Source organism: Kitasatospora sp. NPDC091207 (assembly GCF_044768625.1).
Lineage (GTDB): Bacteria > Actinomycetota > Actinomycetes > Streptomycetales > Streptomycetaceae > Kitasatospora.
In genome coordinates this window covers 1-12,089 of the sequence record NZ_JBIVVS010000040.1, presented here as the reverse complement: position 1 = coordinate 12,089, position 12,089 = coordinate 1, and the positions used below count along the sequence as shown (strand labels likewise).

The following is a 12,089-nucleotide window of genomic DNA, read 5'->3' as shown; positions in this document are numbered from 1 at the left end:
GGCTGTCGAGAGGAACCTCATGACCTTCCGTAACGAGACCGCCGCTGCCACCACCTCCACCGTCACCAAGCGCAACCGCGTTCGGATGGCTGTCGTGGCGGGCGCCGCTGTCGCGGCCCTGCCGGTGGCCGGCCTCGTCACGGCCACCTCGGCCTCCGCCGCCTCCGTCTCGACCTGGGACGCTGTCGCCCAGTGCGAGAGCGGTGGCAACTGGGCCATCAACACCGGCAACGGTTTCTACGGCGGTCTGCAGTTCACCTCCAGCACCTGGGCCGCCTTCGGTGGCACCGCCTACGCCTCGCAGGCCAACGTGGCCACCAAGGCGCAGCAGATCGCCGTCGCCGAGAAGGTCCTCGCCTCGCAGGGCCCGGGCGCCTGGCCCGTCTGCTCCGTCAAGGCCGGCCTGACCAAGGGCGGCGCCCCGGCTGCCGTCGACACCTCCGCGGGCTCGACCACCGCCGCGAAGCCGGCCGCCCCGGCCGCCACCGCCGCGCCGAAGCCCGCGCAGGCCCCGAAGCCCGCGCAGGCCCCGAAGCCCGCCGAGGCCCCGAAGGCCGCCGCGCCCAAGGCCGTCGAGGCCCCGAAGGCCGCCGCCGCGCCGAAGTCCGCCGACGCCGCCGCCTCGTGGAAGTCCGACAAGGCCGCGAAGTCCGCCAAGTCCGCCGCCCCGGCGTCGAACGACGCCAAGCAGGTCACCGGTGGCAACTACACCGTCAAGGCCGGCGACACCCTCAGCACCATCGCCGCCGCCCAGGGCGTCGACTGGCACGCCCTGTACAACGACAACGCCAAGGTCATCGGCGGCAACCCCGACCTGATCTTCCCGGGCCAGACGCTGACCGTCTGATCTGTCTGATCCTTCGGGTCCTTCGGGGCCTCCCGGTTCGGCCGGGCCGCCTGGTCCAGGTGGCCGCCGTACCCCGGACGCGTCGTTCGACCGGCCGCTTCTCCGCTGTGCGGGGGAGCGGCTGTCGGCGTCTCCGGCGTGTCGGGGCGGGTGGGCGAGACGCGTGCCTAGGGTCGGCTGCTGTGCCTTCCCAGCGTTCGTAGGATCAGCCGCGAATCCTTCCTACCGACCGGAGCCCCGGTGCGGGCCGCGGCGGCCGCCGCCCCTCTGCTCGCTCTCGTCCTCACGCTCGCCCTCCTGGCTCTACCGGCCGCCGTGCTGCTCCCGGGCGGACGTGCCCGGGCCGCCTCGACGGTGGCGGACATGATCTGGGACGAACTCGCCGAATGCGAGAGCGGCGGCGACTGGCGGGCCGCCACCGGCAACGGCTACTTCGGCGGCCTGCAGATCTGGCCGCCGACGTGGGAGGAGGCGGGCGGTCTGCGGTTCGCCGACCGCCCCGACCGTGCGAGCCGGCGCCAGCAGACCACCGTGGCCGAGGAGATCCTCCGCATGCAGGGGTGGGAGGCGTGGCCGGCCTGTGCCCGGGAGATCGGGATGATCGGTGAGGGGCCGCCCGACCACGGGTGAGTGGGCAGGGCGTCGCTTCGGTGCCGCCTGCCCTGTTTGCGGGCCGCCGGCTCCGTGTTGCCGTTGTCCTCCGTCCTCCGGCTGCCTGCCTGTCAGCCCGGTGCGGGAGGATGGTGGCGTGATGCAGGGCGAGCTGTTCGGTGCCGGTGACGGCGACGTCGCCGGTTCCGGTGGGGCCCCGGCGCGCGGGCGGTCCGAGCCGGCACCGGGCGCGGTGCTCGTCCCCGGCTGGCTCGACGCCGACGCCCAGCTCCGCCTGGTCGCCGCCTGCCGGGACTGGGCCCGTCCGCCCGCCGGGATGCGTACTGTGCGGATGCCGAACGGTGCCATGATGTCGGTCCGCACGGTCGGCCTGGGGTGGGACTGGTACCCCTACGGCTACCGCCGCGTCGCGGCCGACGGCGCACCGGTCAAGGCCTTCCCGCCGGAGCTCGCCCGGCTCGCCCGCAGCGCGGTCGCCGAGGCGTACGCCGGGACCGTCGACGACATCGCGGGAGCCGCCGGGTACGAGCCGGACGTCGCGATCGTCAACCACTACCCGCACGGCGCGAAGATGGGCCTGCACCAGGACCGCGACGAGCGGGCGGACGCACCGGTCGTGTCGCTCTCCCTCGGTGACACCTGTCTCTTCCGGCTCGGTAACACCGAGACCCGCACCCGGCCGTGGACCGACCTGGAGCTGCGCAGCGGCGACCTGCTGGTGTTCGGCGGCCCGACGCGTTTCGCGTACCACGGCGTCGTGCGCACGCTGCCCGGCACGGCGGATCCGGCGCTCGGGCTGACCGGTCGGCTCAACATCACGGTCCGCCAGTCCGGTCTCTGAGAGTTCTCTGACAGGCTCTGGCGGGGTGCTCCGTTGCTCGTCCCGGCCCTCGTCGTCCGCGCTGCCGCTCGCCGCTCGCCGCTCGCCGCTTCTCCACGGCCCTACGGGGTACCCCCGACCGGTTGGCGACGGTGCGGGAATGGCGCGGGGATGTCGTCTCGACGCGGCGTTCGGGACGATGGGTCCTCGTTCGAGTGAATCGGTGGGGAGGTGCGGGCACGGGCGGAATGCCCTGGCTCGCTGAAGGATTCGACTGGGCGGGAGAATTCGATAGAACGGGCGTCGGCAGCCGGGCGGGAAACCTCCGTCCGGGTCGGCCGCCCGGAGAGGAAGCGCACGCATGGGTACCCCTGTCGACGAACTCGTCGAGCTGCTGGACCTTGAGCAGATCGAACTGAACATCTTCCGCGGGCGCAGCCCCGAGGAGGCGCTCCAGCGGACGTTCGGCGGCCAGGTCGCGGGCCAGGCGCTGGTGGCGGCAGGGCGCACGGTGGACAGCGACCGGCCCGTCCACTCGCTGCACGCCTATTTCCTGCGTCCCGGTGTGCCCGGCGTGCCGATCGTCTACCAGGTGGACCGGATCCGGGACGGCCGCTCCTTCACCACTCGCCGGGTGCTCGCGATCCAGGGCGGCCGTTCGATCTTCGCGCTCACCGCAGACTTCCACCTCCCGGAGGAGGGCAGCATCGAGCACCAGTACCCGATGCCCGCCGTCGCCGCCCCCGAGGACCTGCCGAGCGCGTTGGACGAGGTCGGTTCCCGGCTGGGCGAGCTGCCTCCGTTCATCAGCCGCCGGCAGCCCTTCGACATCCGCTACGTCGACCGGCTGCGCTGGACCAAGGAGGAGCTGGCCGGCGTCGAGGCCCGCAGCGGTGTCTGGCTGCGCACCAACGGCGCGCTGCCCGACAACCCGCTGATCCACGTCTGCGCGCTCACCTACGCGAGCGACATGACGCTGCTGGACGCCGTCCGTGCCCCCGTCGAGCCGCTCTGGGGCACGCGCCACTTCGACATGGCCTCGCTCGACCACGCGATGTGGTTCCACCGGCCGTTCCGGACCGACGACTGGCTGCTGTACCAGCAGGAGTCCCCGATAGCCCATGGGGCCCGCGGTCTCGCGCGCGGGCAGATCTTCGACCGCCACGGGCAACTGGTGGTGTCCGTGGTGCAGGAGGGGCTGTTCCGGCCGCTGAAGGACTGATCCGCCCCCGTTGTCCGGGCGGGGCCGCGCCCGCCTCGCCATCGGCGGCGCGCGTGCGTGCCCTTGGTCGGTGGCTGCCGGTGTCGGTGCGCGCCCTCGGTCGGTGGCCGGACCGCGCCGGGAATGATCCACCCCGGTGGTCGGCGTTGAGCGGATGACGGACAACGCACGGCCGGACGGCGGTCGGCCGTGCGCCGAGAACGGCCCGGTGGGCCACGACGGAGCAGGAAGGCATACCGATGACGGCGACAGCCGCAGAGGACTGGAAGCACTGGAGCGACGGACGCGCCGCGGCGGTGAGCGCGCTGCACGGCCAGCTGGCGCTCACCGGCACGCACTGGCTGGAGCCCGAGCCCACCGGGATACCCGGCCTGCCCGGTCGCTGGTGGGCCGACGCGGAGGGCGTCCGGGCCCGGGCGACGGCCGCCGACGGCATCACCCTCGCCGGCGCGCCCGGTCCGGTCGACGGCGAGGTGCTGCTCCGCCCGGACACCGACCCGGCCGCCGACACCGCCTCCGTCGGGGACTTGCTGCTCGTCCCGATCGAGCGCGAGGGCGAACTCGCCCTGCGGGTCTTCGACCCGGACTCGCCCCGCCGGCAGTCCTTCGCCGGGATCTCCGCGTACCCCTACTCGCCGGAGTGGGCCGTCCCGGCGGTCTTCACCCCCTTCGAGGGGGACGCCCAGCCTGTCCTCGTCCCCAACGCGGACGGCAAGGACCGCCCGCTGGCCGTCACCGGCCGGATCGCGTTCACCGTGGCGGGCGAGCACCGCACGCTGACGGTCAGCAGCGCCGGCCGCAGGCTCAGCGGCGTCATCGCGGACGCGACCAGCGGGGCGGACACCTACCGCTTCCGCTTCATCACCCTCCCCGCGCCCGACGCGGACGGCCGTACGCTGCTGGACTTCAACCGCGCCTATCTGCCGCCGTGCGCGTTCGCCGACCACTTCATCTGCCCGTTCCCGCCGCCCGGCAACCGGCTGGACTTCGCCGTCGAGGCGGGGGAGAAGCAGGTCCTGACCAAGTAGCGGTCGCCGTCGCCGCCGCTCACCGGGGGTAGGTGTCGTGGGTGGGGCCGCCCGTGTCGGCGATGGGGCCGCCCTTGTCGTCCATGGCGGCCGCCCAGCCCAACGGGCCTGTGGCCGCTCGGGCGACACCCCGGTGAGCGGGGCGCGCGGACGCGGGTCGAATATGGGTGGCTGTGTCGACCAATCATCCTGCCAATTCTGGCGCCGCGCCGTCCGGTGCCGCCCCGTCCCCCGCCGAAGCCCCGTCGCTCTCCGCCGGGGCCGTGCCTTCCGTTCCCCCGGTGCCTTCGGTGCCTTCCGCGCCGGCGCCCTGGTACCGGAAGGCCTTCGCGGACCTCAGTCCCCTGCGCGACAACGTCGACTACCGGCGGGTCTGGTTCGGCCAGGCGGTCTCCTCGATAGGCCAGCAGATGACGGCCGTCGCGGTCTCCGTTCAGGTCTACGATCTGACCGGCTCCAGCTTCGCCACCGGTCTGGTCGGGCTCTTCTCGCTCTTCCCGCTGATCGCCTTCGGCCTCTACGGCGGCGCGATCGCCGACACCGTGGACCGGCGCCGCCTCGGCCTGATCGGCTCGGCCGGCCTCGCGGCCGTCTCCGCCGTCCTCGCCGCCCAGGCCTTCGCCGGGCTCGGCCTGGTCGCCGTCCTCTACGCCGCGGTCGCCGTCCAGGCCGGCTTCTTCGCGCTCAGCTCACCGGCCCGGTCGGCGATGATCCCGCGGCTCGTCCCGAGCCACCAACTCCCCGCCGCCAACGCCCTGAACACCGTCAGCATGAACCTCGGCCTCACCGTCGGCCCCATGCTCGGCGGCGTCCTCATCGGCGCCTACGGCACCCAGGCCGCCTACCTGGTCGACACCGTCGCCTTCGCCGCCACCCTGTACGCGATGTGGCGCCTGCCCGCCATGCGCCCGCTCGGCGACCGCCGCGGCCGCGCCTCCGTCCTCGACGGCCTGCGCTTCCTGCGCGAGCAGCCGAACCTGCGCACCAGCTTCCTCGCCGACCTGGCCGCGATGATCTTCGGCATGCCGCGTGCCCTCTTCCCCGCCATCGCGGTCACCTTCTACGCCGGCGACGCCCGCACCGTCGGCCTGCTGGTCGCCGCCCCGGCGGTGGGCGCCCTGACCGGAGCCCTGTTCTCCGGCTGGGTCAGCAGGGTCAACCGCCAGGGCATGGCCGTCCTCGCCGCCGTCGCCGCCTGGGGCCTCGCCATCGCCGCCTTCGGACTGATCCACAACCTCTGGCTCGGCCTCCTCCTGCTCGCCGTGGCAGGCTGCGCCGACACCGTCAGCATGATCTTCCGCAACACGATGATGCAGGTCGCGGCCCCCGACGAGATGCGCGGCCGCCTCCAGGGCATCTTCATCGTGGTCGTCGCCGGCGGCCCCCGCCTCGGCGACTTCGAGTCCGGCACCGTCGCCTCCCTCACCAACCCCGCCACCTCCGTCATCAGCGGCGGCCTCGCCTGCGTCGTCGCCATCGCCCTCCTCGCCGCCCGCCGCCCCGCCTTCCTCCGCTACGACGCCCGCCACCCCACCCCCTGACCCCACCACCCCGCGATACCTGGCAGCGAGCACCCCCCGACGTGCTGTATTGTTTTCCACGTCACCGGGACACCGGAGACAAGGTCGAGAAGCCCTACCGCAGAGCCCCCCAGGCTCCGCCGAAGGCGCCGAGACCACGGGACGTGGCGCAGCTTGGTAGCGCACTTGACTGGGGGTCAAGGGGTCGCAGGTTCAAATCCTGTCGTCCCGACCAGCGTTTTCGCAGGTCGGAGGCCGCCCTCACCAAATGGTGAGGGCGGCCTTTTTGTTGTGGTGGTCGCAGTGTGGTCATGAACGCTCGTTCACGTCGCCTTGGGGAGTGTTTTCGGCGCATCCCTGAATTCCCGCACGCCCGTTGTGTGCCTGTTGTTCGCCCCGATTGCAGTGACTGAGCGTGTTCGTCGGGCGATTGAGGCCTCGTTCGTTGTTGAAGCGGGCGTGGTTCCGAATTGGGCATGGCTGTGGGGCCCGTGGCACCAGTTGTGGTGACGGGCCGTGCGCCTGGGCGTGTATCAGTTACGGATCGTGACGCCGGGCGGTTTGAGTGGCGTCGGTGGGCCTTGGGTGGTTGCGGTCGTGCAGGTGTCAGGCTGCTTGGCTGAACAGCGGGTTCGGCGCGGGGCTGTTCCGGGCGATGGCGTCGGTGCCGGCTCGGGAGCGGGCTTCGATGGTGTGGACGGCGGCCATGGCGACGTCCCAGGTCAGGTGGCTGTAGATGTTCGCGGTGGTGGAGAGTGTGGAGTGCCGCAGGGTCTTGGAGATGACGGCCATGGAGACGTTGCCCTCCAGGGCGAGGGTGGCGGCGAGGTGGCGCAGGTCGTGGATGGTGACGTGGGGCAGTCCGGCCTGCTTGCGCAGTTCGTGGAAGCGCCGGCGGACGGCGGCCGGGTGGAGGGGCTTGCCGTCGGCGCCCTGGAAGACGTGGTCGTTGTCGGCGGAGGTGTTCCTGGCGATGGCGCGTTGGAGTGCTGCGGCGACGCGCTCGGACAGGGGTACCCAGTTGTGGCTCTTCTTCGTTTTCGGCGCGGTCAGGACGAGTTCGTGGTTGTCGATCGCGGAGAGCGTGTGACGGATGAACATGACGCGGTCGTCGATCCGGACGCACGCGCGCTGGAGACCGAGCGCCTCGCCCTTGCGCAGGCCGGTGCCGATGATCACCTCGATGACATCGGCGAAGGCGGGGTCTTCCTCGCGGCAGTGGGCGAGGAACTCGACGGCCTGCTCCGCACTTCAGGGGACGCGTTCGCCGCGCGGGGTCGGCGCATCGGCATGGGCTGGGCGGCGTTGAACGGGAGCCGGTGGATGCGCACTGCTGAGCCCAGGGTGCTGGAGAGGGTGGCGAGGCAGTGGTAGACGGCCTGGCGCCCGCGGCCGGCTTTGAGCTGGTCTCGGCTTCCACCTCGGCGTTCTTGGCGAGCTTCGGAAGGTAGGAGGACGGTGCCGCCCCGCCGATGATCCGGTTGGTGCGTCCGGTCAGCGGGTTCTTGTTGACGATCGAGTTGAAGCTGCCACTGGGGATGTTCTCCCGCTCGCACCAGGCTTGCGGGAAGATGTGGTGGATGTCCACGGCCGCGGCGAAGTACTCGGTGATCTCGGCCTTCTCGCATCGTCTATGGCAGCACCGCTGAACGCCTGACCGGGACGGCTGTTGCTGCATCACCACAGCGCAGCTGGGCGTCAGTCTTCGCGGGCGGCGCGTCGCAGGTCAGGCAGAGTCCGCTCCAGCGTGGTGGGGTACCAAGGCTGCCCCGCCCGCGCCGGCCACCATGGCCGGCGGTCTCCGGCGCACAGCGGTCACCGGCCCGGGGTGACGGGTCACCGGGAACGTCCGGCCCAGGACCTGAGGTGGGCCCGGCGTACCGCCAAGGCGGCGACCGGGTCGTCGCCCACCCTGCGGGACGCGTGTGTCCAGCGGCTCGACGAGTGCCGGCAGCACCACGATGCCCATGAGCCAACCGTGCGCGCTTGGAACAGTACCCGCGCCCTCGCGCGCCCCGCCGATCTCGCGGGCTGCGGCGACCGAGTCAGGGAGTGGTCCCGGCGACCTTCTCCGTCGCGTACGCCGGTTCGGACGGGCGGCAAAGGACGATGGCCGCGGTGTCGTGCGCCCTGCCCCTGAATGCCCCGGTCGCCGTGCACGCCTCGGCCTCGCGTGTCGCGCCGATGACCTGGCCGGGCCCGGATTCGGACAGCTCGACCATGAAGCGCGGCCAGCTCCAGCCGTACCGCTCGGGCAGGCGGGAAGCACCTGCGGACAGGACGGCGACCTGCTGGATCTGCGACAGCGGGATGCTTGCCGTCAGGGCATGGTCAGCGGCCTCGGGCTTCGCACCGGCCACCCAGAAACCACCGGTGCTGTTGTTGCGGTAGCCGCGTACGGCGTCCTCTGTGTACGAGCCCAGATATGCCACCCGGTCGTCGACGATGACCTCGACCGCTCCGTTGGTCCGGTGCAGCGCGACGGGTGAGTGGCCGAGCACGAGGACGTCCAGGCTGCCGTCCCGCTCACGAACCACCGCGACGGTCGACGAGGGACTGTCCGCGTTTGTCATGTCGCAGGTCTGGCCGTGCCCGTCGACCAGCACAGTCAGGGCAGTGCGCAGGATCTCCCGGAGACCGGCCGAGCTGTCCGTGAGCAACTGCGCGCAGAGATGACCCGCCAACTGCTCCACGTACCAGGTGACATCGTGGGTGCAGCCCGTCGTGGCTCCCGTGGCGGTGGCGCCGTCCAGGACGAAGGCGAACCCTGGTCCGGTGACGACGGCAGCCTCGCTGACGCCGCCCGGCGTCGGGACGGTCGCGTGCGTGATCTCGAACGGCATCAGGAAATCCCCTGCTCAGGTGGGTCGGACTCGGAGGCTGACGTGCGCTGCCGCAGGTGTCTGGCCGGGCGCGCTGGGCGGTTCGGGCCGCCGGGGCACGAGCGGCGCCGGCCTGTTCAAAACGGCCAGGGACCGTCCGTACCCGCGTGTCGGGCAGGGAGGAGAAACGCCGGCCCGATACGTCAGAGCGGCAGGAGCGTGATGGCCGGTTTCGGCGACCACTCGGTGATGCTCCCGTGGCTTCGTGCCTGGGCCTGACGGTCGGTCGACATGCCGCCCACCATCAGGGCGAGCCGGAGCCGGACCGCGTAGGCGCAGCGGGTGAGCGCTTGCGTCGTGTGCGCCGCGAACCTGCGCCGTGCAGAAGGAATGTGACGTGGCATCGCATGCGTGAAGGGAGGGATGCGTGCGGAGTGGGACCGGTCGGGGGTGTTCGCGGGGAGCAGTGCCCCTGAGTCGGCGGGTCGGTGCGAGCAGTGGTCGGGAGTGGGAATGCGAAGAACCCTTCTCGGGCGGCACGTCACGAGGAAGCTCCGCGGTGCCGGGCAGCGGGAGGTCGCAAGGGACGGGCCGGTGGGTGTGCGGCGCGGGCCGCGGACGGGACTGCGCGCGGCGCGTGATCGGCAGACGGCGCTCGATGTGGGCGGAGCGGCTCAGAACCGGGGCACCAGCCCTGTCGGGCAGGTGCGGACGGGGTGCTCCGCGTCGTGCACACGTGCCCACCAGGCTGGAGTCAGAAGCCTGAGCGGCCGGGGAGTGCGCGTGGCGCAATGCCGAGGGGCCCGCACCGGGCATCGTGTACGCGGTGCGGGCCCCTCGCTACCAGGCGGGTGCCGTGGCAGAAAAACTACAGCGGACGAATGTTCTCGGCCTGCGGGCCCTTCTGGCCCTGCGTGACGTCGAACTCGACCTTCTGGCCCTCGAGCAGCTCACGGAAGCCGTTGGCGTTGATGTTCGAGTAGTGGGCGAAGACGTCGGGGCCGCCACCCTCCTGCTCGATGAAGCCGAAGCCCTTTTCCGCGTTGAACCACTTCACAGTGCCATTAGCCATAAAGAAATCTCCTTCAAAGGGGACTTTCCGAAACCCGCACAGCGCGCGCTCCGAGTCACCGCGATGAGCACCCACCCGGGGAAGAGCCGGGAAACAAAAAGGCGCCTGCGATACATCAGCAGGCGCACACAAAGTTCATGGGACCACAACTGCAACTCGGAAGAGTGTAGCAGGCTCGGTGCCCCGACGGTGGGCGGCCATCAGTACGTGTCGCGGGGTCCTTCGCGCGGCCCGTAGGACCCAGGCCGTGAGATCTACGGGTTGCGGATGGTCTGCCAGGCTTTGGAGCGCGCGCGGCCGCCGACGCCGCCCCGCGGACTCGGCCCGGATCGTGCCGGCCGCACCGTTGCCCGGAAACGGCCCGGCCGGCCCGGCGGGCACGAGGCACCTGAGACGTGGGAGGCGAAGCCGGGTGGCGGTTCGGCCGGCAGTGGCTGTCAGCCGTGGGAGTAGCCGAGTTCGCCGATGGTCCAGCTACTGACGTCCTCGATGGCGATGCGGTACATACCGCCGGTGTGGGGCAGTGCGAAGTCGCCCTGAAGGATCTTCGCCCGGTGGAGATGCAGATGGGTGGGCCGGGCGGGCGGGCCGCCCGGGGGCGGGGCGAAGAGGGCGGCGAACGGCTTCAGGTGCTCCGAGGTCTGGAGGACCTCCGCCACCCGCTCCCACCACAGGGTCACCGGCGCGAGCCGGCCGGTGATCACCGCGCCGGGGACCACCACGGTCAGGGACATCTGGTTGCTGTGCTCGGACTCGACCATCGCGGCGATGTCGACGAGCAGCCCGTCAGGGTTCGACATGACCCCCAGAATAGGACACGGCTTCCCGGGCCTCACGCGCCCGGGGCGGCGGCCATGGCGGCAACGGGCCTGTCGTCGTCCGTACGCCGGACGCTACGCGGCGACGACCTGACGTGCCGGCCGGCTGCGCCGGGGTGCGGGACAGGTGGGAGCGGCCGTGGGGGATGAGACGGTGCCCGGATCGTGTGGGTCGGCGGTGACGAGCAGGTTGTCGCCGAGGGCGGTGACGGTGAACCCCGCATCGCCGAGGACCTCCGACAGGGCCAGCATGAGCGCGGTGCGGATGCCGCGGAACTCGGTGCGCCCGGCGGCGTCGGCGGGATGCGGGCAGGCGTGGAGGGTGGGTCCGATCAGGTCCTCGCCCGGCCGCCATCCCAGTACGAGGCCGGTCCTCGGGCGCAGTCGGACGGAGAGTCCGGCTGCCTGCGGGGGTGCCGGCTCGAACCCTCGGCGGGAGAGCACTGCGCAGACGGACTCAAACAGATGTTTGTCATCCACGTCCGGAGTTTATCGCCTGCCCACCCCGCAGTCGGCCATCGGTGACGAGGTGTCACGTACTGTTCAAGTTTGTCGCCGGTGCGGCCCGGGGGCGGGATCGGGGGTGCCTGTTCGACCTGGTTGGGCGCGCGCTCCTGGACGGCGGACCGGTGCGATGGTCCAGGGGCGCGCGGCAGGGTCCGCGCCATGCGCGGTGCGTCGCGCTCGGCTGGGAACGCGTGTGTCCTGGGTCAGAGTTTGAACATCGCGGCGTAGGGCTGGGTGATGCGTTCCTGGCGCGATCCGAAGTCGACGAGTACCGCGATGTCGCTGTCGCCTTCGACGCCGATGGCCCGGCCGAGGCCGTAGGTGTCGTGGGTGACGCGGTCGCCGACGGCGAAGTGCTTGCGAGGTGCTTCGATCCGGGCCTTGAAGGGGCTGGTGGGCAGGACGCGGCGGACTGCTGCAGATTTCGTCATTTCCTGCAGTATGCGCCGGAAATCGCGGGAGCGGGTCCTTCCGGGGCGCTCAATTTCGGAGTTGCGGCAGGAATTTCGCGTAATCCGGCCGGTGTGTCCCCGGACGGCGCCGGTGGGCGTGGTGTGTCGCTTTTCGTGGGTCTGTCGCCGTCGGGGCAGGCGCTCGGCGCCCGCGCGACTCGCCCTTCCGGGAAGGGCCAGTGGTCGGCGCCGAAGGGGCGGGGTGCGTTCCCAATCTGGCTGCCGTGCAAGCATGTTGACTGTCTTGGCGCCTCGCGGCCGGCGGCCCGGGGAAGGGCCTCGTGGAACCGGGGGTGAAATATCCGCCCGTGGCGGGCCGGGGCCTGCTAGAGTCGTCTCAGTTGCAGTAGTGGTTCCCATGAACTTTGT

General features: G+C 71.5%; 13 protein-coding genes and 1 tRNA gene. 8 read left to right on the top strand and 6 right to left on the bottom strand.

Going from position 1 to position 12,089, the window contains the following annotated elements; genetic code table 11:
* The first annotated feature begins 19 nt into the window (after positions 1–19).
* The 7 genes from ACIQTO_RS36195 to ACIQTO_RS36165 all read left to right on the top strand — a co-directional run bounded on the left by ACIQTO_RS36195 (position 20) and on the right by ACIQTO_RS36165 (position 6,284).
* The gene (locus ACIQTO_RS36195; protein ID WP_402397472.1) at positions 20–847 is read left to right on the top strand and encodes a transglycosylase family protein; all 828 of its coding nucleotides are present in this window, start codon (positions 20–22) and stop codon (positions 845–847) included.
* A 240-nt stretch (positions 848–1,087) separates the two neighbouring features.
* On the top strand, positions 1,088–1,477 hold the full coding sequence (locus ACIQTO_RS36190; RefSeq protein ID WP_402397470.1) for a transglycosylase family protein: 390 nt from the start codon (positions 1,088–1,090) through the stop codon (positions 1,475–1,477).
* A 121-nt stretch (positions 1,478–1,598) separates the two neighbouring features.
* On the top strand, positions 1,599–2,300 hold the full coding sequence (locus tag ACIQTO_RS36185) for an alpha-ketoglutarate-dependent dioxygenase AlkB family protein (protein ID WP_402397543.1): 702 nt from the start codon (positions 1,599–1,601) through the stop codon (positions 2,298–2,300).
* Between the two features lie 340 nt (positions 2,301–2,640).
* Positions 2,641–3,501 (top strand): acyl-CoA thioesterase, encoded by an 861-nt coding sequence (locus ACIQTO_RS36180; protein WP_402397468.1) that lies wholly within the window; start codon positions 2,641–2,643, stop codon positions 3,499–3,501.
* 239 nt (positions 3,502–3,740) lie between these two features.
* On the top strand, positions 3,741–4,529 hold the full coding sequence (locus tag ACIQTO_RS36175) for a DUF1684 domain-containing protein (RefSeq protein ID WP_402397465.1): 789 nt from the start codon (positions 3,741–3,743) through the stop codon (positions 4,527–4,529).
* Between the two features lie 290 nt (positions 4,530–4,819).
* Positions 4,820–6,070, top strand: coding sequence for an MFS transporter (locus ACIQTO_RS36170; RefSeq protein WP_402397463.1), 1,251 nt, complete (start codon positions 4,820–4,822; stop codon positions 6,068–6,070).
* Between the two features lie 137 nt (positions 6,071–6,207).
* A tRNA-Pro gene (locus ACIQTO_RS36165) sits at positions 6,208–6,284 on the top strand.
* Between the two features lie 371 nt (positions 6,285–6,655).
* On the opposite strand, the gene ACIQTO_RS36160 is transcribed toward ACIQTO_RS36165, so the two are convergent.
* Positions 6,656–7,234 carry a tyrosine-type recombinase/integrase gene (locus ACIQTO_RS36160; RefSeq protein ID WP_402397540.1) on the bottom strand — a complete coding sequence of 193 codons (579 nt, stop codon included), beginning with the start codon at positions 7,232–7,234 and terminating at the stop codon, positions 6,656–6,658.
* Between ACIQTO_RS36160 and ACIQTO_RS36155 the strand changes: the two genes are divergently transcribed.
* Positions 7,136–7,423: a hypothetical protein gene (locus ACIQTO_RS36155; RefSeq protein ID WP_402397460.1), complete on the top strand. Its 288-nt coding sequence runs from the start codon at positions 7,136–7,138 to the stop codon at positions 7,421–7,423. The two genes, ACIQTO_RS36160 and ACIQTO_RS36155, sit on opposite strands and share 99 nt — an antisense overlap.
* 671 nt (positions 7,424–8,094) lie before the next feature.
* On the opposite strand, the gene ACIQTO_RS36150 is transcribed toward ACIQTO_RS36155, so the two are convergent.
* The 5 genes from ACIQTO_RS36150 to ACIQTO_RS36130 all read right to left on the bottom strand — a co-directional run bounded on the left by ACIQTO_RS36150 (position 8,095) and on the right by ACIQTO_RS36130 (position 11,699).
* Positions 8,095–8,892, bottom strand: a complete 798-nt coding sequence (locus ACIQTO_RS36150) for a hypothetical protein (protein ID WP_402397458.1) — start codon at positions 8,890–8,892, stop codon at positions 8,095–8,097.
* Between the two features lie 847 nt (positions 8,893–9,739).
* Complete coding sequence (locus ACIQTO_RS36145; RefSeq protein WP_030918248.1) at positions 9,740–9,943, bottom strand: cold-shock protein; 204 nt, start codon at positions 9,941–9,943, stop codon at positions 9,740–9,742.
* 437 nt (positions 9,944–10,380) lie between these two features.
* A complete protein-coding gene (locus ACIQTO_RS36140) occupies positions 10,381–10,743 on the bottom strand; it encodes a hypothetical protein (protein WP_402397455.1) in 363 nt (120 codons plus the stop codon).
* 93 nt (positions 10,744–10,836) lie between these two features.
* The gene (locus tag ACIQTO_RS36135; protein ID WP_402397452.1) at positions 10,837–11,241 is read right to left on the bottom strand and encodes a hypothetical protein; all 405 of its coding nucleotides are present in this window, start codon (positions 11,239–11,241) and stop codon (positions 10,837–10,839) included.
* 230 nt (positions 11,242–11,471) lie between these two features.
* Positions 11,472–11,699 (bottom strand): hypothetical protein, encoded by a 228-nt coding sequence (locus ACIQTO_RS36130; protein ID WP_328954395.1) that lies wholly within the window; start codon positions 11,697–11,699, stop codon positions 11,472–11,474.
* Between the last annotated feature and the right edge of the window lie 390 nt (positions 11,700–12,089).

Coding starts and splice junctions, on each gene's coding strand:
- ACIQTO_RS36150 (WP_402397458.1), bottom strand. CDS start 8,892: ATGCCGTTCGAGATCACGCACGCGACCGTCCCGACGCCGGGCGGCGTC.
- ACIQTO_RS36130 (WP_328954395.1), bottom strand. CDS start 11,699: ATGACGAAATCTGCAGCAGTCCGCCGCGTCCTGCCCACCAGCCCCTTC.
- ACIQTO_RS36175 (WP_402397465.1), top strand. CDS start 3,741: ATGACGGCGACAGCCGCAGAGGACTGGAAGCACTGGAGCGACGGACGC.
- ACIQTO_RS36185 (WP_402397543.1), top strand. CDS start 1,599: ATGCAGGGCGAGCTGTTCGGTGCCGGTGACGGCGACGTCGCCGGTTCC.
- ACIQTO_RS36145 (WP_030918248.1), bottom strand. CDS start 9,943: ATGGCTAATGGCACTGTGAAGTGGTTCAACGCGGAAAAGGGCTTCGGC.
- ACIQTO_RS36180 (WP_402397468.1), top strand. CDS start 2,641: ATGGGTACCCCTGTCGACGAACTCGTCGAGCTGCTGGACCTTGAGCAG.
- ACIQTO_RS36195 (WP_402397472.1), top strand. CDS start 20: ATGACCTTCCGTAACGAGACCGCCGCTGCCACCACCTCCACCGTCACC.
- ACIQTO_RS36140 (WP_402397455.1), bottom strand. CDS start 10,743: ATGTCGAACCCTGACGGGCTGCTCGTCGACATCGCCGCGATGGTCGAG.